General features: G+C 66.3%; 22 protein-coding genes and 1 tRNA gene. 8 read left to right on the plus strand and 15 right to left on the minus strand.

Annotation, left to right across the window (positions count from 1 at the left end):
* Window positions 1-15: 15 nt before the first annotated feature.
* Window positions 16-2,091 (plus strand): Ig-like domain-containing protein, encoded by a 2,076-nt coding sequence (locus K0O64_RS20585; protein ID WP_220045712.1) that lies wholly within the window; start codon window positions 16-18, stop codon window positions 2,089-2,091.
* On the opposite strand, the gene K0O64_RS20590 is transcribed toward K0O64_RS20585, so the two are convergent.
* The 8 genes from K0O64_RS20590 to K0O64_RS20625 are packed head-to-tail and all read right to left on the minus strand — an operon-like array spanning window position 2,088 to window position 11,342.
* A complete protein-coding gene (locus K0O64_RS20590) occupies window positions 2,088-3,185 on the minus strand; it encodes a dihydrolipoamide acetyltransferase family protein (RefSeq protein WP_220045713.1) in 1,098 nt (365 codons plus the stop codon). The two genes, K0O64_RS20585 and K0O64_RS20590, sit on opposite strands and share 4 nt — an antisense overlap.
* Window positions 3,182-4,207, minus strand: coding sequence for an alpha-ketoacid dehydrogenase subunit beta (locus K0O64_RS20595; protein ID WP_225933768.1), 1,026 nt, complete (start codon window positions 4,205-4,207; stop codon window positions 3,182-3,184). The genes K0O64_RS20590 and K0O64_RS20595 overlap by 4 nt, the downstream gene beginning before the upstream one ends.
* A gap of 23 nt (window positions 4,208-4,230) precedes the next feature.
* Entirely contained in the window at window positions 4,231-5,292 is a 1,062-nt protein-coding gene (gene pdhA / locus K0O64_RS20600; RefSeq protein WP_096311939.1) for a pyruvate dehydrogenase (acetyl-transferring) E1 component subunit alpha, read from the minus strand.
* A gap of 59 nt (window positions 5,293-5,351) precedes the next feature.
* Window positions 5,352-6,170, minus strand: coding sequence for an HpcH/HpaI aldolase/citrate lyase family protein (locus tag K0O64_RS20605; protein WP_096311940.1), 819 nt, complete (start codon window positions 6,168-6,170; stop codon window positions 5,352-5,354).
* On the minus strand, window positions 6,170-6,658 hold the full coding sequence (locus K0O64_RS20610) for a MaoC family dehydratase (protein WP_096311941.1): 489 nt from the start codon (window positions 6,656-6,658) through the stop codon (window positions 6,170-6,172). The genes K0O64_RS20605 and K0O64_RS20610 overlap by 1 nt, the downstream gene beginning before the upstream one ends.
* On the minus strand, window positions 6,659-7,819 hold the full coding sequence (locus K0O64_RS20615) for an acyl-CoA dehydrogenase family protein (protein WP_096311942.1): 1,161 nt from the start codon (window positions 7,817-7,819) through the stop codon (window positions 6,659-6,661).
* Complete coding sequence (locus K0O64_RS20620; protein WP_096311943.1) at window positions 7,819-9,795, minus strand: acetyl-CoA carboxylase biotin carboxylase subunit; 1,977 nt, start codon at window positions 9,793-9,795, stop codon at window positions 7,819-7,821. The genes K0O64_RS20615 and K0O64_RS20620 overlap by 1 nt, the downstream gene beginning before the upstream one ends.
* 2 nt (window positions 9,796-9,797) lie before the next feature.
* Window positions 9,798-11,342, minus strand: a complete 1,545-nt coding sequence (locus K0O64_RS20625; protein ID WP_096311944.1) for a carboxyl transferase domain-containing protein — start codon at window positions 11,340-11,342, stop codon at window positions 9,798-9,800.
* Between the two features lie 98 nt (window positions 11,343-11,440).
* On the opposite strand from K0O64_RS20625, the gene K0O64_RS20630 reads away from it, so the two are divergent.
* A complete protein-coding gene (locus K0O64_RS20630; protein WP_174714201.1) occupies window positions 11,441-12,076 on the plus strand; it encodes an SACE_7040 family transcriptional regulator in 636 nt (211 codons plus the stop codon).
* Here K0O64_RS20630 and K0O64_RS20635 read toward each other — a convergent pair.
* The 3 genes from K0O64_RS20635 to K0O64_RS20645 form a co-directional block, all read right to left on the minus strand.
* On the minus strand, window positions 12,064-12,219 hold the full coding sequence (locus tag K0O64_RS20635) for a DUF6131 family protein (RefSeq protein ID WP_096311946.1): 156 nt from the start codon (window positions 12,217-12,219) through the stop codon (window positions 12,064-12,066). The genes K0O64_RS20630 and K0O64_RS20635 overlap by 13 nt on opposite strands.
* Before the next feature lie 40 nt (window positions 12,220-12,259).
* Window positions 12,260-12,469, minus strand: a complete 210-nt coding sequence (locus tag K0O64_RS20640) for a hypothetical protein (RefSeq protein ID WP_220045714.1) — start codon at window positions 12,467-12,469, stop codon at window positions 12,260-12,262.
* Window positions 12,470-12,531: 62 nt separating this feature from the next.
* Window positions 12,532-14,415 (minus strand): alpha/beta hydrolase family protein, encoded by a 1,884-nt coding sequence (locus tag K0O64_RS20645; protein ID WP_096311947.1) that lies wholly within the window; start codon window positions 14,413-14,415, stop codon window positions 12,532-12,534.
* 136 nt (window positions 14,416-14,551) lie between these two features.
* Between K0O64_RS20645 and K0O64_RS20650 the strand changes: the two genes are divergently transcribed.
* Complete coding sequence (locus K0O64_RS20650) at window positions 14,552-15,310, plus strand: MmpS family transport accessory protein (RefSeq protein WP_071942843.1); 759 nt, start codon at window positions 14,552-14,554, stop codon at window positions 15,308-15,310.
* Here K0O64_RS20650 and K0O64_RS20655 read toward each other — a convergent pair.
* Window positions 15,307-16,623 carry an MFS transporter gene (locus K0O64_RS20655; RefSeq protein WP_220045715.1) on the minus strand — a complete coding sequence of 439 codons (1,317 nt, stop codon included), beginning with the start codon at window positions 16,621-16,623 and terminating at the stop codon, window positions 15,307-15,309. The genes K0O64_RS20650 and K0O64_RS20655 overlap by 4 nt on opposite strands.
* 35 nt (window positions 16,624-16,658) lie before the next feature.
* Between K0O64_RS20655 and cmrA the strand changes: the two genes are divergently transcribed.
* Window positions 16,659-17,465 carry a mycolate reductase gene (cmrA, locus tag K0O64_RS20660; RefSeq protein WP_220045716.1) on the plus strand — a complete coding sequence of 269 codons (807 nt, stop codon included), beginning with the start codon at window positions 16,659-16,661 and terminating at the stop codon, window positions 17,463-17,465.
* A gap of 81 nt (window positions 17,466-17,546) precedes the next feature.
* Here the strand turns inward: cmrA and K0O64_RS20665 are convergent, their stop codons facing one another.
* Window positions 17,547-19,130: a helicase HerA-like domain-containing protein gene (locus tag K0O64_RS20665; RefSeq protein WP_220045717.1), complete on the minus strand. Its 1,584-nt coding sequence runs from the start codon at window positions 19,128-19,130 to the stop codon at window positions 17,547-17,549.
* Window positions 19,131-19,204: 74 nt separating this feature from the next.
* Between K0O64_RS20665 and orn the strand changes: the two genes are divergently transcribed.
* Together orn and K0O64_RS20675 are read left to right on the plus strand one after the other, a co-directional pair.
* Complete coding sequence (gene orn, locus K0O64_RS20670; RefSeq protein WP_220045718.1) at window positions 19,205-19,840, plus strand: oligoribonuclease; 636 nt, start codon at window positions 19,205-19,207, stop codon at window positions 19,838-19,840.
* Between the two features lie 43 nt (window positions 19,841-19,883).
* Window positions 19,884-19,956, plus strand: a tRNA-His gene (locus tag K0O64_RS20675).
* A gap of 174 nt (window positions 19,957-20,130) precedes the next feature.
* Here K0O64_RS20675 and K0O64_RS20680 read toward each other — a convergent pair.
* On the minus strand, window positions 20,131-20,454 hold the full coding sequence (locus K0O64_RS20680) for a hypothetical protein (RefSeq protein WP_220045719.1): 324 nt from the start codon (window positions 20,452-20,454) through the stop codon (window positions 20,131-20,133).
* 264 nt (window positions 20,455-20,718) lie between these two features.
* Here K0O64_RS20680 and K0O64_RS20685 point away from each other — a divergent pair, with 264 nt between their 5' ends.
* Together K0O64_RS20685 and K0O64_RS20690 are read left to right on the plus strand one after the other, a co-directional pair.
* Entirely contained in the window at window positions 20,719-21,177 is a 459-nt protein-coding gene (locus tag K0O64_RS20685) for a hypothetical protein (protein WP_220045720.1), read from the plus strand.
* Window positions 21,178-21,399: 222 nt separating this feature from the next.
* Window positions 21,400-22,686: a hypothetical protein gene (locus tag K0O64_RS20690; protein ID WP_220045721.1), complete on the plus strand. Its 1,287-nt coding sequence runs from the start codon at window positions 21,400-21,402 to the stop codon at window positions 22,684-22,686.
* On the opposite strand, the gene K0O64_RS20695 is transcribed toward K0O64_RS20690, so the two are convergent.
* The gene (locus K0O64_RS20695; RefSeq protein WP_220045722.1) at window positions 22,683-23,903 is read right to left on the minus strand and encodes a L,D-transpeptidase; all 1,221 of its coding nucleotides are present in this window, start codon (window positions 23,901-23,903) and stop codon (window positions 22,683-22,685) included. The genes K0O64_RS20690 and K0O64_RS20695 overlap by 4 nt on opposite strands.
* Window positions 23,904-24,039: the final 136 nt, after the last annotated feature.

The following is a 24,039-nucleotide window of genomic DNA, read 5'->3' on the forward strand; positions in this document are numbered from 1 at the left end:
ATTTAAAGTCCCTGTGTGACGCACACCACATCCAGCCGATACGCCCGCTACGTCGGCCGGGTCGGGGCGCTGGCGTTCGCTCTCGGGGTCGGGGTGGCGGTGGCCAACAGCCCGGCCGTCGCAGTCGCCGACACTGGCAGCGCGTCGAATGCCACCGCACACTCGGCGCGACAATCCGTCAAGGCCGGGCCCCAGAAGGCCCGCAGCGCGCCGAAGCGCGTCGCTTCTACGGCGCGAACCAACCCGTCGGCCCCTCGCGATGCCGCCACCCTCACCGATGTGCTCGGCTACGCCCGTCGCGAAGCCGAACAGACCACACAGCAGCCCGCCGCGACCGTCGGCAACATCTTCTTCGCCCGTCGGCCGACGATGGCCTACAACGCCGCCCAGAACGTCCAAGCCGGTGACGGCACCATCACCGGCACGCTCAACGCCAAACAGGCCAACGGGTATGCGCTCACCTACACCCTCTCCGCCGAACCGCAACACGGCACCGTCGACATCCACGACGACGGCACCTTCACCTACACCCCCGACGCGCAGTTCGTTGTCCGCGGTGGCACCGACACCTTCGCGGTGGTGGCCGACGACCAACCGGGCAACCAGACCCATTGGCACGGTCTCGCAACGTTTTTCGCGCCCAACGGTGGATCCACCGCAACGGCGAAGGTGACCGTTCTGGAAAACCCGGGCAGCCCGGAGCCGACGTCGGTGTTGTCCACCACCGATCAGCTCAACGCCGAACAGACGGTCACCCAGATCGCGAACTCACCGTTCGTCCGGCTGGCCAAGGAAGTGTTGAAGGTCGGGTGGTGGCTGGCCGCGCAGAAGAACTTCAGCATGATCGGTGGCCCGGACAAAGAGAACATGGCCCAGCTGGACCAGGCCATCACCGAGTACGCGAACCAGGCGGCGATGGAAGTTCTTCTGCTGAATTCCAACGCGCCCAGGTTCTTTCAGCAGGTCGCGCCAAGTCACAACTGGTATCTGCAGAATTTCACCGGCACGCGGATCTGGTACGACAACCCCGACACCATCTACCGCTTCGTCGGCGTCAACAACGCGTCCTCGTATGTGATCACCGGGAAGTTCGACGGCACCCTGCCCGCCGACACCAACTTCAGCGTGCTGACCGGTCTCAACGGCGACACCGCCGACAACATCAACGGCAAGGACCTCGTTCTCAACGCCGACGGCAGCTTCACCATCACGGTGGATTCCACCCCGACCGCGCCCGGCCAGACCAACCACCTGTACCTGCCGCCGGGGACCAGCCTGATCACCACGCGAAACACGTTGGCGGACTGGAATACCGAAGAGCCGATGAGCCTGTCGATCCTTCGAGTGAGCGGCCCGCCGAACAGCTTGTTCAGCCAAGTCGGGGGCTTCGCGATCCCGGTCATCGGCCCACTGGTGTCGGGTAATCCACTGCTGACGTCACTGGTTTCGATCATCCCGCCTTTGCCGGCGCCACGCCTGCTGCAGTCGGTCGAGGCGGCGGTCATCATGCTGCTGCTCGGGATCAGTGGCGAGGACAAGTACATGGGGGTCGCCACCAAAGATGCCACCACCGGTCAGACCAAGGCTCCGAACGTGTTCTCCGATCCCGACCACAACGCGTCATTCCTGGCCACCCAGCTACAGAGCGTCGGGTACTTCCAGCTCGCCGACGATGAAGCGCTGGTGCTGACGATCGACCCGGGTAAGGCGCGGTACTTCAGCGTGCCGGTGACCAACGACTGGACGATCACGAACAACTACTGGGACGAGCAGACCAGCCTCAACGTCAGCCAGTCCATCGAAAACCCGGATGGCACTTATACGATCGTGGTCTCCCCCAGCGATCCGACGGTGTCCAACTGGGTGTCCACCGGCGGTCTGAATCAGGGCACGATCTCCATCCGGTTCCAGGACTTCGATCCGTTGTCCACCGTCGACCCCACGGTGAGCTCCCAGGTGGTGAAGATCGCCGACCTCGCGACGGTGCTGCCGGCAGGCACGGTCTACGTCACCCCGGACCAGCGAGCCGATCAGATCGCCGAACGCCAACTGGGATACAACCGGCGGTACACGCCCTACCCGCAGGCTTAGAGATCGAGCAGCGCCGTATCCGGCGCCTCGATCAACCCGCGCAGGTCGGTCAGGAACGCCGCGGCCTGCGCCCCGTCGGCGATGCGATGGTCGAACGCACACGTCAACGTCATCGTCGGCCGGGCCACCACCGCGCCGTCGACCACGACGGCCCGCGGCTTCAGCGACCCCATCCCGAGAATCGCGGCCTCCGGGTAATTGATCACCGGCACACCCTCATCCAGGCCCAGCGCACCGAAGTTCGACACCGTGAACGTCGACCCGCTCAGCTGGTTGGGCGCCAACGTGCCCGCCCTGGCGCGCCGGATGACGTCGTCGACGTCCGCAGCCAAGCGTCGGGTGGAACATCCGCGCGTGTCGACGACCGGAACCACCAGGCCGCGTTCGGTGGCCACCGCGACACCCAGCCGGACGTCGGGATGCAGCCGGATCTCCGGTCCCCCTTCGGCTTCCACCCAGGTGGCGTTGAGTATCGGATGCCGGCCCAGCGCGATCACCAACAACCGCAACGTCAGCACAAAGGGCGTCACGTCGAGCTGATCACGAAGCCGAAGCAGCGCCGTGCCATCGACCTGCACGCTGGCGTGTGCATCCGGAATTCGGCTGCGCGACAACGACATATGGGTGGCCATCCGGGCGTGCACGCCACGCACCGGGATGTTCTGTGACGATGCCGCGCCGGCCGCGCCGAGCACGTCGTCGCGGGTGATGACGCCATCGGTGCCCGAACCCGGCGCGAGCCCGTTAAGATCTACGGCAAGGTCGGCGGCCAGCTTGCGCGTCTTAGGGGCCGCGCGAGCCCGGCGGCTGCGGTCCATGCCATCGTCGATTCCGTAGCCGACCAAGACCGGCGCGCGGTCCTCGGTCTCGATGCGCACCAACAGCGTTCCTACGGCGAGGGTTTCGCCCTCGGCGCCGCCGAGCTCCGCGATCCGTCCGGTGTACGGGCTGGGGATCTCGACTTCGGCCTTGTTGGTCTCCACCGTGCACAGCGTCTGGTTCAACTCGACCACATCGCCGACGGCGACGGCCCAACTGGTGATCGTCGCATCCTCGAGGCCCTCACCGAGGTCGGGCACCAGAAAGTCGCTCATGGCCGTCGCATCGCTTTCTCGACGCAGTCGAGCAGCCGGTCCACGCCTGGCAGCCAGAGCTTCTCCAGCCGCGCCGGCGGATACGGGGTGTCGAATCCGGTGGCGCGCAGGACTGGTGACTCCAGGTCGTAGAACAGCTCCTCCGAGATTCGCGCGGCTAGTTCTGCTCCGAAGCCCAGTGTGCGCGGTCCTTCGTGCATGACGATCGCGCGGCCGGTCTTGCGGACCGACGCGGCTACGGTGTCGAAGTCGAGCGGGCTCAGTGAGCGCAGATCGATGACTTCCATGCTGCAATCGGCAATTTCGGCCGCGTTCAGCGCGGTCCCGACCAACCCGCCGTAGGTGAGCACCGTGATGTCGTCACCGGGTCGTCGGACCGTGGCCTTGCCGATCGGTGGTGCGGGTGCGGTGAGATCGACGGCCTCGCGGCCCCAGTACCGCCGCTTGGGTTCCAGGTAGATGACCGGGTCGCGGGCGGCGATGGCATGCCGCAGCAGCCAGTAGGCGTCCGACGGTGTCGACGGCACAACGACTTTCAGGCCGGCCGTGTGGACCCAATAGGATTCGGTGGACTCCGAGTGATGCTCGACGGCGCCGATGCCACCGAACGACGGGATTCGGACCGTCACCGGCATGTCGACCTGGCCACGAGTGCGGTTGCGGTACTTGGCGAGGTGGCTGACGACCTGATCGAACGCCGGGTAGGAGAACCCGTCGAACTGGATCTCCGGGACGGGCACGAACCCGCGAATCGCCAGGCCGACGGCCATGCCGATGATCGCCGACTCGGCCAGCGGCGTGTCGAAACACCGTTGCGTGCCGAATGTTTCGGCCAGGCCTTCGGTGATGCGGAAGACCCCGCCCAGGGCGGCCACGTCTTCACCGAACACCAGCACGCGCTCGTCACCGGCCATCGCGTCGTGCAGGGCGCGGTTGATCGCCTGCGCCATGGTGAGTGTGGTGACGGCGGGTAGTTCGGTCAGGATCGGGCCGTGGGGTTCCGGTGTGCCGTCGCCGCGCATCGGCGGACGTTCGATGATCTGGGTCATCGCGTGCCTCCCGCCAGCTCGGCGCGCAATTGTTCTCGCTGCGCGGACAATTCGGGAGTGATTTCGGCGTAGACATGATCGAAGAGCTCACCGACATCGAGGTCAGGGGCGCCGACCACCGCGTCACGCAGTTCGGCACGAAGCCGGACCGACCGAGCCTGCACCCGCTTCTCGATCCGCTCGGTGAGGACGCCGCTCTGCTGTAGATAGGTGCGATACCGGGCGATCGGATCCCGGGCCGACCATTCGGCGATCTCCTCGGCGGTCCGATAGCGGGTGGCGTCGTCGGAGGTGGTGTGCGGTTCCATCCGGTAGGTGACCGCCTCGATGAGCGTCGGGCCGTCGCCTGCCCGCGCTCGTGCGGCGGCTTCGCTCATCACCGCGTAACAGGCCAGAATGTCGTTGCCGTCCACCCTGATTCCGGGCATTCCGTATCCGTCGGCGCGGTGCGCGAGAGTGGGCACGGCGTACTGGCGGCTGGCCGGCACCGAGATGGCCCACTGATTGTTCTGGATGTAGAAGATGCACGGCGCCTTCTCGACCGCCGCCAGATTCATCGCCTCGTGGGTGTCGCCTTCGCTGGTCGCCCCGTCGCCGATGAAGGCCACGGTCAGTGAATCCTCGCCCAGCCGTTGCGCGGCCATCGCCGCGCCCACGGCGTGCACGGTGTTGGTGGCGATCGGAACGGCGACCGGTGCGCAGCACTTGCTGGTGAAGTCCAGACCGCCGTGCCAGGCGCCGCGCCATAGGGCGGCGACCTGGGCGGGCGCGATGCCACGGACCAGGAAGACGCCAAGCTCACGGAATTGCGGGAACAGCCAGTCGGTCTTGCGCAAGCAGGCCGCCGCACCGATCTGCGCGGCCTCCTGGCCGCGGCATGAGGCGTAGAGGGCCAGCTCGCCCTGGCGTTGGAGATTGACGAACTCGACGTCGAGATCCCGGGTGACAACCAGATTCTCGTATAGCCAGACGAGGGTCTCCGGCGGCAGATCACGGCGATATCGGCTTTCGGCCGTCGTCGTTCCGTCGGGCCCGATGAGTTGAACCGGCTGATCCATAACCGCCTCCTCTTCCGGTGCGGAGGCGGTCGGAGCAAACCTGTTGTAGCAGGCTCCAGCTAGTGACCGGGGTCGGGCGCTAGCTGGACTATGCGCTCTGCTCGCCGTAGCACCGGGGCATCCACCATTATGCCCTCGAATTGGAAGACACCGCGTTCATTGCGGGCCGCCTCGAGCACGTGTCGCGCCCAACCTACCTGCTCAGCGCTAGGAAGGTAGCCCTCCCTAATCACCGCGATCTGGCTAGGATGGATCGCCACTTTGGCGTCGAAACCGACGGCCACAGCGTCGTCCACCTCGGCCCGAAGACCGTCGAGATTCTTGATGTCCAGGAACACCGAATCCAGCGCGAGCCGGCCGTACGCCTTGGCCGCCAGCAAGCTCTGCGACCGCACATGCTTGGCGACTTCCCGGTACGAACCGTCCGGATAGCGGTTGGCGGTGCCACCGAGCACGGCGAACAAGTCCTCGGCCCCCCACATGACGGCGAACGCGTTGTCCGGCTGCGAGGACTCCACGACATTGAGGGCGCCCAGCGGTGTCTCGATCAGCACCACAACATCCAGCGGAGCCAATGCGGCCACCTGCTCGGCGGATTCGGTCTTGGCCAGCATCACGGTGGTGTACGGCGTGCGGGCCAGCGCCTGCAGGTCGAGCGGATGATCCGGTGTGGTCGACGGATTGACCCGCACCACGGTGCGGCCGGGGTCGAGCTGGGTGGACACCAGCGCCTCGCGCGCGGCCTCGCGGTCCTTGGCCGCGACGCCGTCCTCCAGATCGAGGATCACGACATCGGCTGTGGCAGCGGCTTTTTCGAATCGCTCAGGACGGTCGGCGGGGCAGAACAACCAGGCCGGTCCCGGATTGTGCAATGCCATCAGGCGGGCTTCTTCCGGACCATGGTTTTGCGGGACGCCGTGGCGACGATGTCGCCGTGCTGGTTACGTGCGGTGTGCGCGAACGTCACGATGCCCTCGCCGGGACGGCTCTTGGACTCCCGCTTGTCGGTGACGACGGTCTCGGCATACATCGTGTCGCCGTGGAAAAGCGGTTTGGGGAAAGCGATGTCGGAGAATCCGAGGTTGCCGACGATGGTGCCCTGCGTCAGCTGTGTCACCGACAGTCCGACCAACGTAGAGAGGGTGAACATCGAGTTCACCAGCCGCTGGTTGAACGGTGGCAGCGCATCGGAGAACGCCGCATCGAGGTGCAGCGCCTGGGTGTTCATCGTGAGCGTGGTGAACAAGACGTTGTCGGCCTCGGTGATCGTGCGTCCGGGGGCGTGCACGTAGCGCACCCCGAGTTCGAATTCCTCGTACCACAGGCCGCGCTGGACGACGACCTTCTCCTCCGACGACTCGCTCACCTACAGTCCCATCTGCCGGGCGATGATCATCAGCTGCACTTCGGTTGTCCCTTCACCGATCTCGAGGATCTTGCTGTCCCGGTAGTGCCGGGCGACGGCGTATTCGTTCATGAAACCGTAGCCCCCGTGAATCTGGGTGGCGTCGCGGGCATTGTCCATCGCGGCCTCGCTGGCGACCATCTTGGCGATCGCCGCCTCCTTCTTGAACGGCTTGCCCGCCAGCATCAGCGCCGCCGCGTCGTAGTAGGCGGTGCGGGCCGCATGCGCGCGGGCCTCCATGCGGGCGATCTTGAACTCGATGGCTTGGAACTTGCCGATCGGCTGGCCGAAGGCCGCGCGCTCGGCGGCGTACTTCACGCTTTCGTCGACGCAGCCCTGCGCCGCACCGACCGACAGCGCGGCGATCGCGATCCGGCCCTCGTCGAGGATCCGCAGGAAGTTGGCGTAGCCGCGGCCACGCTGACCGAGCAGGTTCTCCTCCGGAACGCGAACGTCGTCGAAGCTCAGCGGGTGAGTGTCCGAGGCGTTCCAGCCGACCTTGTCGTAGGCGGGTTCGGCGGTGAAGCCGGGCGTCGGTACCGGCACCAGGATGGAGGAGATCTCCCGGTTTTCGCTATCGCCTCCGGTCACCGCCGTGACGGTGACCAGCCGGGTGATGTCGGTGCCCGAGTTGGTGATGAACTGCTTGGAGCCGTTGATCACCCAGTGCCCGTCGTCCAATTTCGCGGTGGTCTTGGTGGCGCCTGCGTCGGTGCCGCCACCGGCCTCGGTGAGGCCGAACGCGCCCAGTGCCTGCCCACTCGTCAGCTGCGGCAGCCACTCCTGCTTCTGTGCCTCGTTACCGAATCGGTAGACCGGCATCGCGCCGAGCGAGACGCCGGCCTCCAAGGTGATGGCGACGCTCTGGTCGACCTTGCCGAGCTCCTCCAGTGCCAGGCAGAGGGCGAAGTAGTCGCCGCCCATGCCGCCGTACTCCTCGGGGAACGGCAGGCCGAACAGGCCCATCTCGGCCATACCCGCCACGACCTCGTACGGGAACGTGTGCGCCGCATCGTGTTCGGCGGCGACCGGGGCGACCACGGCGGTCGCGAAGTCGCGCACGGTCTTGGCCAGTTGTGCGTATTCGTCGGGAAGTGTTCCCGTGGACAGATAGTCAGTCATTACTGTGCCTTCTCTTCTTTCGCTGTGACCTTGGCCAGCAGCTGCCCCACTTTGACTTGATCGCCCACGGCGACGTGCAGTTCGACCACCCCGTCGACCGGCGCTGCGAGGGAGTGCTCCATTTTCATCGCCTCGACGGCAACCACGACGGTTCCTGCGGTGACCTCGTCACCGTCGGAAACACCCACCGCGACAACCGAACCAGGCATCGGGCTGACGAGTTCGGCGTCGCCGCTGTGCTCGTCATCCGGGCGTACCGGCGCTTCGCGGACTTCCTCCAGCACCACGGACCGGCCGCCACCGGCCAGCCAAATCTGGTGGCCGTCGGCGACCACGGTGTATCCGCTGCGGACGCCGCCGATGGTGACCGACAACTGGTCCCCATCCAACTGTGCTGACAGTGACTGGCTTTCGCCGTCTTCGATGCGCACCGAGGCATCTGCCGGAGATCCGGTGATGTGGACGTGGTCGGTCCGGTCACCGGCGCGCAGCCGGATGCTGGTCGGTGCGGGCGCGCCGACCCGCCAGCCCGACGGCACATCCCAGAGATCGCCCGGGGTTGCCGGCCAGCGCTGCAGCCAGCGGTAGGCCGCTGCAGCGATGAACGCGTCATCGCCCGCCGGCTCCGGAGTGAACGGCGTCCGGTCGATCAGGCCGGTGTCGAGCCGGCCCGCGGCCACGTCGTCGTCGGCCAGCAGGAAGCGCAGGAACTCCACGTTGGTGCCCACACCGAGTACCGCGGTCTGCGACAGCGCCCGGTCCAGGGTCCGCAAGGCGGCCGCGCGATCCGCACCGTAGGCGATCACCTTCGACAGCATCGGATCGTAGTCGCTGCCGATCGTCATCCCTTGCGCCAGGCCGGAATCCACCCGGACACCGTCACCGGACGGCTCCAGCAATCCCAGCACCGGACCACCGGTCGGCAGGAATCCTGCACCCGGATCCTCGGCGTATACCCGAGCTTCGATAGCGTGCCCGGTCAATGTGATGTCGTCCGCGGTGAAGGGCAGCTTCTCCCCCGCCGCGACGCGCACCTGCCACTCGACGAGGTCGTAACCGGTGACCAGTTCGGTGACCGGATGTTCCACCTGCAGCCGGGTGTTCATCTCCATGAAGAAGAACTCATCGGGCCTGTCGGCGGACACGATGAACTCGACGGTGCCGGCGCCGACGTAGTCGACGCTGCGGGCGGTGTCGCAGGCAGCCGCGCCGATGCGGGCCCGGGTCTGCGGATCCAGCAGCGGTGACGGCGCCTCTTCGATGACCTTCTGGTGGCGGCGCTGCAAGCTGCACTCCCGCTCGCCGAAATGCACGACGTTGCCGAAGCTGTCGGCGAGCACCTGGACTTCGATATGCCTGGGCCGCAGGACAAACCGCTCGAGGAACAGGGTGTCATCGCCGAAGGCGGCACCGGATTCCCGTCGCGCGGCGGCCAGCGCGGCAGGCAGGTCGGCCGCGTCGTCGACGCGGCGCATACCTTTTCCGCCACCGCCCGCCGACGGCTTGACCAGGATCGGGAAGCCGATGTCACCGGCGGCGTCGATGAGTTCCGCATCGGTCAGTCCCGGACGGGCGATGCCCGGAACCACCGGGACACCGAACTTCGACACGGTCGCCTTGGCGGCGATCTTGTCGCCCATGGTGCGAATCGCGGCCGACGGCGGTCCGATGAATGCCAGCCCGGCTTGTTCCAGTGCTGCGGCGAATTCGGAGTTCTCCGAGAGGAATCCGTAACCGGGATGGACGGCCTGGGCACCGGCGCGGACAGCGGCGCCGACGACCGCCTGGATGTCGAGGTAGCTCTGCCGGGCCGGCGGCGGGCCGATGCGTACGGCGACGTCGGCCTCGGTGACGTGCCGTGCGCCGGCATCGGCGTCGCTGTAGACGGCCACCGAACGGATGCCCATCGCCTTGAGCGTGCGGATGACCCGCACGGCGATTTCGCCACGGTTGGCGACAAGCACAGTGTTGAACATCGTCACATCCTGAAGACGCCGTAGGAGACGGATTCGACCGGCGCGTTGGCGGTCACCGAGAGTGCCAGTCCCAGAACAGTTCTGGTGTCGGCCGGATCGATGACTCCGTCGTCCCACAACCGTGCGGTCGAGTAGTAGGGATTGCCCTGGTGTTCGTACTGGGCGCGGATGGGCTCCTTGAAGGCATCTTCTTCTTCCGGCGTCATCTCCCCGCGGACGGTCGCCAGGACCGAGGCGGCCTGTTCGCCGCCCATCACCGAGATCCGGGCATTGGGCCACATCCAGAGGAACCGCGGCGAGTAGGCGCGCCCACACATCGAATAGTTGCCCGCCCCGTACGACCCGCCGATCACGACGGTCAGTTTGGGCACCCGGGCGCAGGCCACGGCCGTCACCATCTTCGCGCCATGCTTGGCGATGCCGCTGGCCTCATAGTCGCGGCCGACCATGAATCCGGTGATGTTCTGCAGGAACAGCAACGGCACCATCCGCTTGTCGCACAGTTCGATGAAATGCGCTCCCTTGAGCGCGGATTCGCCGAACAGCACACCGTTGTTGGCGACGATGCCGACCGGATGACCGTGAATGTGCGCGAATCCGGTCACCAGGGTGGTGCCGTATTCGGCTTTGAATTCACTGAATTCGCCGCCGTCGACGATGCGGGTGATGACCTCGTGCACGTCGTAGGGCACCCGCGCATCGACGGGGACGACGTCGTAGAGCTCGCGCTGGTCGGCGATCGGTTCGACAGTGGGCAGCACGTCCCACGGCCGCGGCTCGCGCGGGCCCAGTGTGGCGAGGATGCGGCGCACGATGCGCAGGGCATCGCGGTCGTCGTGAGCCAGGTGGTCGGTCACGCCGGAGGTCTTGGAGTGCAGGTCACCGCCGCCGAGCTCTTCGGCCGTCACCACTTCTCCGGTCGCAGCTTTCACCAGCGGTGGGCCGCCCAGGAAGATGGTGCCCTGGTTGCGGACGATCACCGCCTCGTCGCTCATGGCGGGAACGTAGGCGCCACCGGCGGTGCACGAGCCGAGCACGGCGGCGATCTGCGGGATGCCGGCCGCGCTCATCGTGGCCTGGTTGAAGAAGATCCGGCCGAAGTGATCGCGGTCGGGGAACACCTCGTCCTGGCGCGGCAGGAAGGCGCCGCCGGAGTCGACAAGGTAAATGCAGGGCAGGCGATTCTGCAGCGCGATCTCCTGCGCGCGCAAATGCTTCTTGACCGTCACCGGGTAGTAGGTGCCGCCCTTGACCGTCGCGTCGTTGGCGACGACCATGCACTCCCGTCCGGAGACCCGGCCGATGCCGGTGATGATCCCGGCTGCCGGACATTCGTCGTCGTACATTCCGTCGGCCGCCAACGGGGCGACCTCGAGCAGCGCGCTGCCGGGATCCAGCAACCCATCCACCCGGTCGCGCGGCAACAGCTTGCCGCGCGCGACGTGCCGCTCCCGGGCGCGTTCGGGGCCGCCGAGCGCCGCGGTGGCCAACTTGTCGCGCAACTGCTCGACAAGCTGCAGATGCGCTTCACGGTGAGGCGATGCCATCGTCGATGTCCCGTCGCAAATTGAGTTAATGACGACTAACTGATGTAACGTTAGTGAAGATTAACCGAAACGTCCAGACCTGGTGCAGGAGGGTCCCCATCGAAACGTCCACCCGTCGAAGCAGGCAGAAGTCGGATCGCCGGTCTGCCCTGCTGACGGCTGCGGAACGGTTGATGGCGGAGAAGGGCTTCCAGGCCGTCCGCATCGAGGACATCGGCGCCGCGGCCGGAGTCAGCGGCCCGGCGGTGTACCGGCACTTCCCCAACAAAGAGGCCCTGCTGGTCGAACTTCTGGTCGGCATCAGCACGCGACTGCTGGCCGGGGCGCGTGAGGTCGTCGCACAGGCGGATGACCCGGCCGCGGCACTGACCGGCCTCATCGAATTCCACCTCGACTTCGCCCTCGGCGAGTCCGACCTGATCCGCATCCAGGACCGTGATCTCGCGCATCTGCCGGCCTCCGCACAGCGCCAGGTCCGGCGGGCGCAGCGCAGCTACGTCGAGGTGTGGGTGGACGTGCTGTGCGAGGTCCACCCGGAGACCGCCGAGGCGGACGCCCGGTTGATGGCCCACGCGGTGTTCGGGCTGCTGAACTCGACCCCACACAGCATGAAGCCCCTGGCGACAAGGGGAGCCGACCAGGGGCGTTCACGCGACGTGCTGCGGGCGATGACGGTGGCGGCGTTGTCCTCCGCCGACCATCACGCCCGCGGGCGCGTCGGTCAATACCAGTAGCGTCTGCCGCCGACCGGGCGGCCGACTGCGCCGAGCAGCCACAGCACCGCGCCGATCACCAGCAGGATGATTCCGATGGTCCACAGGATCTGAACCTTCAGAACGAATCCCAGGATGAGCAGGATTGCTCCGAGAACGATCATTGCTTCCTCCAGATACTCACTTGCTGAACTGTTTTCGCCATTACTGACTGGGCTGCGGCAGATTGCAGCTCGCAACCTTGGGATTGACCCCGGCGTAATTGAGCGGCCCCGCCACCACCGTCAGGGCGATCGACCCCGCAGTAGCGCAGTTGGTTTGGCTGTTGGAGAAGTAACCGCGCTGCCAGAGAGCGAAAACTCCGATCAGCAGCCACACGATTACGATCACGCCTATGATTCCGCGGCCTCGCATGGTTGGCCTCCTTGATCGTCCGCAGGACTTGGCGGACAAGGGTTTACCCGTCCGAAAGTTTCCTAAACATCCCAATTTTCGGCACGCTCGAATGCCATGGCCAGCCAGTCGGCGACCGCTCGGGCCAGTGCGGCGTGGTTTTCACGTTTGACGATCTCGTGGCCGTCGTCGGCAAACAGCAGATAGCGCACGGTGCGCCCGCGTGCCCGCAAGGCCTCGACCATTTGCTCGGACTCGCTGACCGGAACATTGGTGTCGGTCCCGCCGTGTACCAGCAACAACGGTGCCGTCAGCTTGTCCACCCGCTGCAGCGGTGAGAGGGCGTCGAGAAGATCCCGATCTGCGATGGGATGGCCGTATTCGGCATAGGAGGCCGCCGCAATCCAGGGCTCGGTGTTGCGGTAGAAGGTGCCCAGATCGCTCATACCGCAGATGCTGACGCCGGCGACGAACAGGTCGGGATGGAAGGCCAACGCTGCCATCGTCAGATAGCCGCCGTAAGACCAACCCGCACAAGCGATTCGATCAGGATCGGCCAGACCATGCTCCACGAGATAGTGCGCGCAGTCGGCGACGTCGTCGATCGCGGCGAAGCGCTTGTCTTTGTCATCGGCATGCACGAATTCCCGCCCCTGCCCACCCGAACCGCGCACATTCGGCGTGAACACCGCGATCCCCTCCTCGAGCAACCCCGGGAAGATCTCACTGTGCGACGGGCGGGCTTGACCTTCTGGACCGCCGTGCAGGTAGATCATCATCCCGGTCTGCTCGACACCGGGCGGCGGGCAATACAACCAGCCTGTCAGCGAACGACCGTCGCGGGCGGTCACGAAGTGCAACCTCGGCCGCTCCGATACCGGGCCGACGCTGGGCTTGCGATCGATCCGCTCCCATTCCCGTGTCCGAGGATCGACCAGTTCGACGGTGCGCGGCAGGTCGGCTCCCTGCAGCGTCATCGCCACCATCGACCCGCCCGCACTGATGGACAGTTCACTGGCCACCAGATTCGGCAGTGGAATCGGTTCGGTCAGCGTGTTGTCGACGTACTCGAGGATCTGTAATTCACTGCAGCCGTTGATGTTCCATAGCAGTGCGACAGTCGACAGGTCGTCGCTGACCACGAATTCGTCGAGATCGTAACCGCGGCGCTCGGCGACCACGTGATACGCGACGCCGTCGGGAGTGACCGTCACCTCGAGCAGACGACTGTTGTCGGAGCCGTTGTCGCTGCGGATCAGCGCACGCACGTAGCCGTCGGCGAAGTCCGGCCCGTAGGTGTAGGCCGGGTGGTACAGCGTGGTGTACTCCCCATCAGGACCCGAACGCAGCCGTCGCGGGTGGTGATCGTCCAGTATCACGCCCATATCCGTCGATGAGCCGGGATCCGAAGGCAGCAAAGCGATTTCGGTCGGACCGGTGAGCATGATCAGCTCGCGGTAACCGCGCGGGCCGACGCGGATCAGAGCCGAGCCGGCCCAGGCGTCCACCAGTCGACCGCCGGAGCGGCGATCGAGCACTGTCACGCTGCCGTCGGCCGGGTCGATCAGGCTGGACTGGCCGACCCCGTCCTCGCCGGTGAGGATCGCGCAGACCCGCGTGCCGTCCCAGGCGATCAGCTCCGCGGTGCCGGCCATACCGTCGGAGCCCATGCCGTCGATGCGCCAGGCCATCCGGTCGTCTGGGTCGGTGGTGACCACCCAGATCTGGCTTCGGGTGCTGCCCTCGGGGGCGACCTGGCACGCCAGCCAGTGCCCGTCGGCCGAGTGAATGACTCTGGTCACCGCCCCCTCGACCGGCAGCTCGACGTCGCGGGACGAACTCGCCCGCCACCCTCGCAGGAACCGCTGGACGGCACGCGGATATCCGCCGTCGTCGACGATATGAGCGAAGGCCGTCGCATCCGGCGACAGCGATGCACCGTACGTCGCACGCACGTCGGGTTCCACGCAACCTCACTTTCTTTGGTTCCTCTTACTGCAGTAACACGTTCCACATCACCTGCCGGTGGTAAACACGTTGCTTGAGCAACAGGCAAGGACCCCCGGCTGCCACTCGCAGGTAGCCTGCAAGCATGAGGTGGGAATGAACGATCCGCGTCGACCAGAGTGGTCTGACCCGACGCAGTCGGCCGGCAACGGATATCCGCCGAGCACCGATCCCGCCTACGCCGGGCAGTACTACGGACCCGGCTACGGCACCCCGAACTACGGTCAGGCCGGCGTCCCGCCGACAATGCAACCCACCGAGCAGCTGCCCTCCTACTGGTACCAGGGCGGGGGCCAGCCGGGCAATGAGCCGCCCGCGCCGCCGCCCCCGCCAAAGTCGCCCAAGTGGCTGTGGATCGCCGCAGCCGTCGCGGTCTTGCTGGTGGTGGGACTGGTGATCGCGCTGGTGATCGTGACCAGTTCGGCCAGGGAGTCGACCGTGGTGGCGCCGCTGCCTCCGCTGTCGTCGGAGACGACCACCCCGCGGGCCACCACCCTGGTGCCGTCGACCACGCGACCCACGCTGCCGACGACCAGCAGCGTGCCGGGTACCGCGGCGCCGCTACCCACCGAGACCACCAGCCCGACGGGCACCGACACCGTCGTCTACACCGTCTCCGGTGACGGTCGCGCGATCAACATCACCTACGTCGACACCGGCGGCATCATGCAGACCGAGTTCAACGTGATGCTGCCGTGGAGCAAGGAAGTCAGCCTGGCGTCGCCGGCGCGGACATCGGCCAGCGTGGCGGTGGTCAACGTCGGACGCGACGTGACGTGCAGTGTGTCGGTGAACGGCACGTCGGTCCGCGAGCGCACCGGCCGCGGCCTGACGATTTGCACCGGCGCCGGCTAATCCGTTCGGTGGTTGGGCACTTTCACCAGCAGCATGCCCAAGAGCCCGGCCGCCAGCACGACGCACAAGCCGCCCAGACCGGCGCGATCGGCGTGGAACGCGTCGACGAAGACGAAGAACAGCCACGGCGCGAGGAACGACGCCGCCCGGCCGGTCGTGGTGTAGAGGCCGAAGGCGACCGCTTCCTTACCGTGGCTGACCATCCGTAGGAGCACCGTGCGGGCCGACGTCGTCACGGGCCCGACGCACAGCGCCAGCAGCAGCCCGCAGATCCAGAACACCACGGGGCCGGACAGCGACAGCAGGGTCAGGCCGACGGTGATCATCAGTGCCAGCGAGGCGACAATCACGGGCTTGCCGCCGATCCGGTCGTCGACGGGGCCGGCGAGGACCGCACCGAGAGCGGCCATCGTGCTGGCGATGACGCCGAAGATCAGGACGTTGGCCTGCGAGATTCCGTAGACACTGACGCCGAGCACGGCGCCGAACGCGAAGACCCCGGCGATGCCGTCGCGGAAGATCGCGCTGACGATCAGGTAATACACGAGGTTGCGATCGCGCCGCCATTCGGATCTCAGGTCGTTCCACAGCTGGCGGTAGCCGCCGGCCTGCGGGGCGGGTGCCGGCTCCAGGTCGGCGGTCGGCGCGAGGGTGTGCGCGGTGATCAGCAGCGGCAGCGCCAGGACGACGAACCAGGCCGCGGCCATCAGCATCGCTGCGCGCACATTCTGGCCGTCTTCGACCGGGACGCCGAACAGACCTCGCTCGGGCCCGTTCCCCGCGATGAAGCCGGTGTAAATGACGATCAGCAGCGCGACGCTGCCGAAGTAGCCGGCGGCCGCGCCGATCCCCGAGATGCGCCCTGACGTCTGCGGAGTGGTGAGCTGCCGCAGCATCGCGTTGTACGGCACGCTCGCCAGATCGCCGCACGCCGCGGTGAACGCCAGCAGCACCAGACCCGCCGCGAAGTAGGTCGGCTGGGCGTGGATGAGGCTCATCGCGGCCGTCGACAGCACCGCCAGTCCGGACAGGATCGTCAGGGCGGCGCGGCGGCGCTGCGGCGCCTGGACAAGCACCCCGGTGAGCGGCGCGAGGACCGCGACGGTCAGCCCGGCGATGGCCAGCGCGCGGCCCAGCCAGCTGGCCGGTGAGGTGCCACCGGGCAGGCCTTGGCCGACCGTGCTGGTCAGGTACACCGCGAAGACGAAGGTGGCGACGATCGCGTTCATGCCGGTGGAACCGCAATCCCACAACGCCCATGCCACGACTTTCGACCGTCCGGCGGTCTGGGCAACCGACGGCGGCCTGCTCATGCGGCAACCATAACGACTCCCCCTACGATTGCCGCATGCCAGTACCCGCACCCTCCCCTGACAGTCGAGCCGTCGTCACCGGTGCTTCGCAAGGCATCGGCGAGGCGCTGGCCACCGAACTCGCCGCCCGCGGGCACCACCTGATCATCACCGCGCGCCGCGGCGACGTGCTCGCCGAGCTCGCCGCGCGGCTGACCGAGCAGTACCGCGTCAACGTCGAGGTTCGCGCCGTGGATCTCGCCGACCCGGAGGCCCGGACCGCGTTCGCCGACGAGCTGGCCGGCCGGGAGATCTCGATCCTGTGCGCCAACGCCGGGACCGCCACGTTCGGCCCAGTCGCCAAGTTGGATCCGGCGGCGGAGCGCGCGCAGGTTCAGCTCAACGTCCTCGGCGTGCACGATCTGGTATTGGCGGTGCTGCCGCGGATGGTCGCCCGCAAGGCCGGCGGCATCCTGATCTCGGGGTCGGCCGCAGGCAACTCCCCGATCCCGAACAACAGCACCTATGCCGCGACCAAGGCGTTCGCCAACACCTTCAGCGAGTCACTGCGCGGTGAGCTGAAGAGCTCCGGCGTGCACGTGACGTTGCTCGCCCCGGGCCCGGTCCGCACCGAACTGCCCGACCCCGACGAGCAGTCACTGGTCGAGCGACTGATCCCCGACTTCTTGTGGATCAACACCGAGTACACGGCGCGGATCTCGCTGGATGGCTTGGAGCACAACAAGATGCGCGTGGTGCCCGGACTGACCTCCAAGGCGATGTCGGTGGCGTCGGGGTACGCGCCGCGCTCGATCGTGACGCCGATCGTCGGCGCGGTGTACAAGAAGCTGGGCGGCGACTAGCCACTGCCCTTTCCACCCAAACCGACATATGGCAGCGAAAGTGCGAGTGGCAGGCCGCAATTCGTCGATCTCGGCGCACGCCTAGCGCCGGCGGCGGCGGCCAGTGCCGAAGATGCTGCGGGTGATCTCGCGGCCGATCACCGTGCCCGCCGAACGCATCGCGCTCTTGAACGCCGGGCTGTTCATCACCTGATCCAGCACACCCGGTTCGGCTTTCTGCGGCGGGGGCATCGGCGGCAGGTCGATCCCGGTCGGCATCAGCGGCGGCAAGTCGACGGGCTCCGGCTCCGGCTCCGGCGGCGGGGCGAGTTTCGCCGCGAGCATCTCGTACGCGGACTGGCGGTCGATGGTCTGCCCGTACTTGGCGAACAGCGAACTCGACTGTGCCGCAGCCTTGATGGCGTCGGGACCGATGGTATCCATCAACGACTGCGGCGGACGCAGCCGAGTCCATGCCACCGGGGTCGGAGCGCCACGCTCGGAGAGCACGGTGACAATGGCCTCGCCGATACCCAACGACGTCAGATCCGTTTCCAGATCGTAGAACTGAGTCTTCGGATAGGTGCGCACCGTCTTCGACAGTGCCTTCTGGTCGTCGGGGGTGAACGCGCGCAACGCATGCTGGATGCGCGCACCCAGTTGGGAGAGAACATCATTGGGCACGTCGGTGGGCAACTGGGTGCAGAAGAAGACGCCGACGCCCTTGGAGCGGATCAGCTTGACCGTCTGCTCGACCTGCTGCAGGAACGCCTTGGACGCATCCTTGAACAACAGGTGCGCCTCGTCGAAGAAGAACACCAGTTTCGGCTTGTCGACGTCACCGACCTCAGGCAGGTAGGTGAACAGGTCGGCCAGCACCCACATCAGAAACGTCGAGAACATCACCGGCCGAGCCGCCTGGTCTCCGAGCTCGAGCAGCGTGATCACGCCACGCCCCTGCGCGTCGACCCGCAACAGATCCGCCGGATCGATCTCTGGCTCGCCGAAAAACGTGTCACCGCCGTCGGCTTCAAGGTTGACCAGGGCGCGCAGGATGACACCAGCGGTCTGTGAGGACACCCCGCCGATGGTCTTCAGCGTCGCCTTGCCCTCGTCACTGGTCAGGTAGGTGATCACCGAGCGCAGGTCTTTGAGATCCAGCAGCGGGAGTCCCTGCTGATCGGCCCAATGGAAGATCAGACCGAGCGTCGACTCTTGAGTAGCGTTGAGTCCCAACACCTTCGACAACAGAATCGGACCGAACGCGGAAATCGTGGCGCGCACCGGGACTCCGACGCCCCCGGTGCCCAGCGAGAGGAATTCGACGGGAAACGGCGCACCGGTCCAGCCGTCATCGCCGGTGTCCTTGGCGCGCTGCAGGGTTCGGTCATTGGATTCCCCCGCCCGCGCCAATCCGGACAGGTCACCCTTGACGTCAGCCATCATGACGGGCACCCCGGCGGCGGACAGCTGCTCGGCGATCACCTGCAGCGTCTTGGTCTTGCCGGTCCCGGTGGCTCCGGCAACCAGGCCGTGCCGATTCATCATCGCCAGCGGGATGCGGACCTGTGCCGCCGGATCGACCGCACCATCGACCACGATCGAGCCGAGGTCGAGCGCCTGCCCGGTGGTCGCGTATCCGGCGGCGATCTGCTGGGCAGGGGTCGCTGTCGATTCGCTGGTCATCGGCCGCCTCCGTCGTCGCTCGGGTGATGGCCGCTACGACACTACAAGCCAGCATGGGCTTAGGGTTGAGCGCTGTGCGTGAAGAACTGGTGTGGATCGACTGCGAGATGACCGGGCTCGACCTGCGGACCGACAAGCTCATCGAGATCGCGGCCCTGGTGACCGATGCGGAGCTGAATGTTCTCGGCGAGGGCATCGACGTCGTGATCCACGCCGACGACGAGGCACTGGACGGCATGATCGAGGTGGTGGCCCAGATGCACAGCCGGTCCGGCCTCACCGAGGAAGTCCGCGCGTCGGTCATCGACGTGCCGGCCGCCGAGGAACTGGTCATGGACTACATCCGCTCCCACGTCAAGCAGGCCAAGACCGCACCGCTGGCCGGGAATTCGATCGCCACCGACCGCGGCTTCATCGCCCGGGACATGCCGACGTTGGACAACTACCTGCACTACCGCATGATCGACGTCAGCTCGATCAAGGAGCTCTGCCGGCGCTGGTATCCGCGGATCTACTACGGCCAGCCGGAGAAGGGGTTGGCCCACCGCGCACTGGCCGACATCCGAGAGTCCATCCGCGAGCTGAAGTACTACCGGCGCACCGCGTTCGTGCCCCAGCCGGGGCCTTCGACCAGCGAAATTACCGCTGCGGCCGCCGAGATCGACGAGGTGGGTGGCGCGGATTCGGCTGAAGCGACCGACAACGGCTAGTATCGACGACGCTGCTGCCGCCTCCGGACGGCTCGCGGCAATGGTGGCTGTAGTTCAGTTGGTAGAGCACCAGGTTGTGATCCTGGCTGTCGCGGGTTCGAGTCCCGTCAGCCACCCCTACCAGTCAGGGAGCCGATCGGCTCCCTGACTTTTTTGTGCCACGACCGCGACCGGGAACGGTCGCGTGTCTCCGTGCGTTCACGTGGAGAGGCCCGCCACGGTCCCCTTATCCCCCTACCGTGGCGGGTCTCGTGGCTGCGTATTGCCGATTCGTGAGGATGAGTAACGTCTCAATCGCCGTACCGTTCACTTCCCTGCGCCTCGTCGGTCCACGGCGGCGCGCTCAGATCTACCCCGGACTCGCGTGCGGCCTCGCGCAGACGTGCGATGTAGTGCACGGCCTCGGCGTCGGCCAGCGCTTGTCGGGTGAGGCTGTGCTTCTGCCGGACGTTTTCGGCGGCGATACCCACGACGAACAGGCCGAGGAATGCGCCCCCGCCGTACACATTCCCGAACATCGACCACGTGAGGTACGCCGATACCGCGGTGCCCATGGGCAGCAGGCCGACCACGGCGATGAGCGGGACGCCGGCGGGTTCGATGCTGAGCTTCAACCATCACCTCCGCACCCGACTAGTTACGGCAGCGTAGGTCGGCGGACTAAGAGCGAGCTAATAGTTCACTTATCACGGAGCATGCTTTGTCGGTGGCCTGCGCGAGTCGGGCTTTCAGCACTCACGCGATCGGCTGCGTTCCCCGACTGTTCACGTGCCGTCGCGCCCTGGCAAAGATTGATGATTCAAAAGTTTTCCCACGGGGTATAGACCTGACCAACGGCTTGGCGTCGGGGGGACGCATATCGCGAAGGGACCCGAGGGATGAGTGTTGACGGATTCGCTAAATTCGATGGTTCGCAGCAACTAGCTGCATGGCTCGATCGACTTGACGCGTTCGTCACCGCGCTCGATGCGATCGACGCCGACGATCCCTACAGCTTCTGCGAGGACGCGTGGGACATCTGGGAGAGCGCAGCAATCTCCGATCCCCCGCCGGCCACCGATCCGGCAATGCTTCTCGTGCTGGGGGTAATTGAGGTGTTGGCCGGGGCGATGACGTTGACGGCCCGGGATCGTCACAGCTCGACCACACGCGACGTCCACCCGACGCTCTCTGGGGTCCATGCGTCGCTCATCGACCAGTTGGATGCGGTGCGCAAAGAATGCCAGCGGTGGCAACATGAAGGTTTGCCAGCCCCTGCCGCTGTCAAGGCGAGGAGCGCCGCCGCAATGGCCGGATTGCAGGTTGCCACCAAGTTCGGCAACCAGCTTTCGGCGTAGCGCTGGCAGCACGTCTTTACCGCCGCCCACACCGGACAAGTGTCCACTCTGACCAGCGGATCGATTCCCTCCCTCGCGTGCCTCACAAGCGCTCATCTGCTCATTCAAGGCGACGAAACGGTAGCGATTTCGTCTGTTCGTCGCAGTTAAGCGCGATAATTATTCGCACATGAGTTACCGTCGAGTAATCACTGCACCACTTAGCTGGGGGAGGGTTGCAGGATGGACGGCCTCGACACGATCACCGACTCTGGGGACTTCGCGGCCGACGCCCCGCAGCTGAGCGTCTGGACAGACCGACTCGACGCCTTCCGCGCCACCCTCGGCGCGATCGACGCCGATGATCCCTTCGATTACTGCGCCGATGCCTGGGAGATCTGGCAGGGCGCCGCGGCCGCCGATCCCCCACCGGCGGGCGACCCAGCCGTCTTGGTCGTCCTCGGCGCCCTTCAGGCATTGGCACATGCGATGACGTCGGTGACGCTCGATTACTACCGCACGGCGGACGTCCGCGACCGGATGACCCTCTCGGCGGTGCACGCCTCGCTCAAGCACTGCCTGGCCGCGCTGCGGCGGGAGTGCGGGCGCTGGCTCGACGGGGGCGCCCCACCGGCCGACGAGATCACGGCTCGCAGCAGCGAGCTGATGGCCAGCCTGCAGGCGTCCGGCGCGCGGCCGACGAACGACACCGGCATCATGTTCGACAAGGTGTGTGCACTCACCGACACCGAGAACCGACGGTACCGCGAGGCATACGACCGACTGCGCACGATGGTGAACCGAGATTTGTTGCAGCACATCATCATTGAGAGCGACACCCTGTCAGATGTGGTAACCGGGATCGTGCTCGATCTGCAGACCACCCACGGGTCGACGTTCGACGAGGGCATCACCGCGGAGCGCCGTCGCACAATCGGAGCGGCGTTGTCCTCGGTCACCGGCGCGCTGCACAGGCACCGTGAGCAATCGGTCGCAAACGCGGTGAAAGCCTTCGGCCACAACAGCGTCCAGGCCACGGCGGTCAGCGCACTGTTCGACGACCTGAAGCAATCATCGTTCGACTACCGCTGGCTGAGCCAGCTGCACGACTGGCTGCAGCACGACGACGCTGATGCACTGCGGTTTCAGTTCACCGCCCGTCGGCTCGGCGAGCCGCACGTGGACGTCCACCTCGACCGCCGGAAGATGGCGGAGTGCGCGAATCAGCCGGGCCGGACGTGGCTTGCGCCCGACGAGCTGGCGGTGATGACCCGCGATCCGAGCGTGCTGGACATGGTCAAAGCGATCCAGCCGAAGATGAATGCCGTACAGGCGCAGATCGACACGATCATGTACCCGACCGTCGCGGAAGATGTTGCGGCCGTCAAAGAATTGATCGGCCGCTTCGGCGGTCAACGAGGCTTGGACGCGGTGAAATCCGCGCCCGGGTCCATCCACGAACCATGGACTCCCCCGCACCTGTCACCGCGCGTGCTGTCGTTCGTCCGAACCTTCGACGAGCGTCGCTAAGCGTTGGCGTTGCCGGCTTTCCACTGCTCCCACGGGATGTTCCAGTCGCCGAGTCCCTCGGTGCCCGGCAATGTCGAACCGACGGTGTTGCGGACTTCGACGATGTCCCCGCGCTTGGTGTTGTCGTAGAACCACCGCGCGTTGCTCGGGCTGGCGTTCAGGCAGCCGTGGCTGGTGTTGGAATACCCCTGCGCTCCCACCGACCACGGCGCGGAGTGGACGTAGATGCCGCTGTAGGACATCTGGGTGGCCCAATCCACTTCGGTGCGATAGCCGTTGGGCGAGTTGGACGGAACACCATACGTCGACGAATCCATGATCATGTGGGACAGCCGGTCGCCGACGATGTAGACGCCGTTGTTGGTCGGCGTGCTGTTCTTGCCCATCGAGATCGGGATGGTCTTGACGACCTCGCCGTTGCGCCGGACGGTCAGCTGTTTGGTGTTGTCGTCGGCGGTCGCGATCACCTCGTCACCGATGGTGAAGCGCGACGACAGGTTCTGCTGGCCGAACAGCCCATCACCGAGATCGACCCCGTAGGTGTTGGCCTGAACGTCGACGGTGGTGCCCGGCTTCCAGTAGTTCTGCGGGCGCCAGCGCACCTCACGGTCGTTCAGCCAGTAGAAGGCGCCCTCGACGGGCGGGTTGGTGGTCACCTTGATCGCGCGCTCGGCCGCCAGGCGGTTCGGGATGTTCTCATCGAAGCGCACCGCGATCGGCTGACCGACGCCGACGACCTCGCCGTCGCCCGGCAGCAGGTACGGCATGGTCAGGTTTTCCGGGGATTGCGTCTCGAAGGTCAGTTTTTCGGTCGTCACGCCGCCGAGGCCCAGTGACTGAGCGCTCAGCGTGTAGCTCTTGTTGTAGCCCAGCGGTTCGCTGGTCGACCACGTGACGCCGTCCGGGCTCAGCGTGCCGGCCACCTGCTTGCCGGACTCGTTGACCATCGTCACCGACCCGAGCACCCCGCCGGTGGCGCTGACCGTGACCGGGCGGTCGAGCGGCACGTCGACCGCGCCATCCTTGACCGACACCGTCAGCTGCGGAACGAGCAGGTCGCCGTAGGGCGTGCCCTTGTCCGCGATGACCTTCACCGGGGCGGGAGCCGGGTCATTGCTACTGCACCCGCTGAGACCGATCAGCAGGGCGGGAATGATTGCCAACGCTGCAAGCCGGGTCCGAGACCGCGGCCGGTTCACCGTGCCGACCTGCCACATACCGCCCTCAATCGTGCTAGCTGTGCGAACGCTGGGAATGATTGGCAATAGTCTAAGGGAATCTGCGGCTTGGTGACGACCACGCAGATCAGCGGCTCGACTCGGGCCACCAGCCGGATTTCATGTTCGGTAGTGG

Source organism: Mycolicibacterium pallens (genome assembly GCF_019456675.1).
Lineage (GTDB): Bacteria > Actinomycetota > Actinomycetes > Mycobacteriales > Mycobacteriaceae > Mycobacterium > Mycobacterium crocinum.

What these genes read in the sequence shown, in the direction of transcription:
- cmrA (WP_220045716.1), top strand. Translation starts at nt 16,659, where the DNA reads ATGCCAGTACCCGCACCCTCCCCTGACAGTCGAGCCGTCGTCACCGGT.
- K0O64_RS20640 (WP_220045714.1), bottom strand. Translation starts at nt 12,469, where the DNA reads ATGCGAGGCCGCGGAATCATAGGCGTGATCGTAATCGTGTGGCTGCTG.
- K0O64_RS20650 (WP_071942843.1), top strand. Translation starts at nt 14,552, where the DNA reads ATGAACGATCCGCGTCGACCAGAGTGGTCTGACCCGACGCAGTCGGCC.
- K0O64_RS20655 (WP_220045715.1), bottom strand. Translation starts at nt 16,623, where the DNA reads ATGAGCAGGCCGCCGTCGGTTGCCCAGACCGCCGGACGGTCGAAAGTC.
- K0O64_RS20615 (WP_096311942.1), bottom strand. Translation starts at nt 7,819, where the DNA reads ATGACTGACTATCTGTCCACGGGAACACTTCCCGACGAATACGCACAA.
- K0O64_RS20635 (WP_096311946.1), bottom strand. Translation starts at nt 12,219, where the DNA reads ATGATCGTTCTCGGAGCAATCCTGCTCATCCTGGGATTCGTTCTGAAG.
- K0O64_RS20595 (WP_225933768.1), bottom strand. Translation starts at nt 4,207, where the DNA reads ATGCGCGGCGACGGCACACCGGAACCCCACGGCCCGATCCTGACCGAA.
- K0O64_RS20690 (WP_220045721.1), top strand. Translation starts at nt 21,400, where the DNA reads ATGGACGGCCTCGACACGATCACCGACTCTGGGGACTTCGCGGCCGAC.
- K0O64_RS20625 (WP_096311944.1), bottom strand. Translation starts at nt 11,342, where the DNA reads ATGGCATCGCCTCACCGTGAAGCGCATCTGCAGCTTGTCGAGCAGTTG.
- K0O64_RS20605 (WP_096311940.1), bottom strand. Translation starts at nt 6,170, where the DNA reads ATGGCATTGCACAATCCGGGACCGGCCTGGTTGTTCTGCCCCGCCGAC.
- K0O64_RS20590 (WP_220045713.1), bottom strand. Translation starts at nt 3,185, where the DNA reads ATGAGCGACTTTCTGGTGCCCGACCTCGGTGAGGGCCTCGAGGATGCG.
- K0O64_RS20620 (WP_096311943.1), bottom strand. Translation starts at nt 9,795, where the DNA reads ATGTTCAACACTGTGCTTGTCGCCAACCGTGGCGAAATCGCCGTGCGG.
- K0O64_RS20685 (WP_220045720.1), top strand. Translation starts at nt 20,719, where the DNA reads ATGAGTGTTGACGGATTCGCTAAATTCGATGGTTCGCAGCAACTAGCT.
- K0O64_RS20695 (WP_220045722.1), bottom strand. Translation starts at nt 23,903, where the DNA reads ATGTGGCAGGTCGGCACGGTGAACCGGCCGCGGTCTCGGACCCGGCTT.
- pdhA (WP_096311939.1), bottom strand. Translation starts at nt 5,292, where the DNA reads ATGGATCAGCCGGTTCAACTCATCGGGCCCGACGGAACGACGACGGCC.
- K0O64_RS20665 (WP_220045717.1), bottom strand. Translation starts at nt 19,130, where the DNA reads ATGACCAGCGAATCGACAGCGACCCCTGCCCAGCAGATCGCCGCCGGA.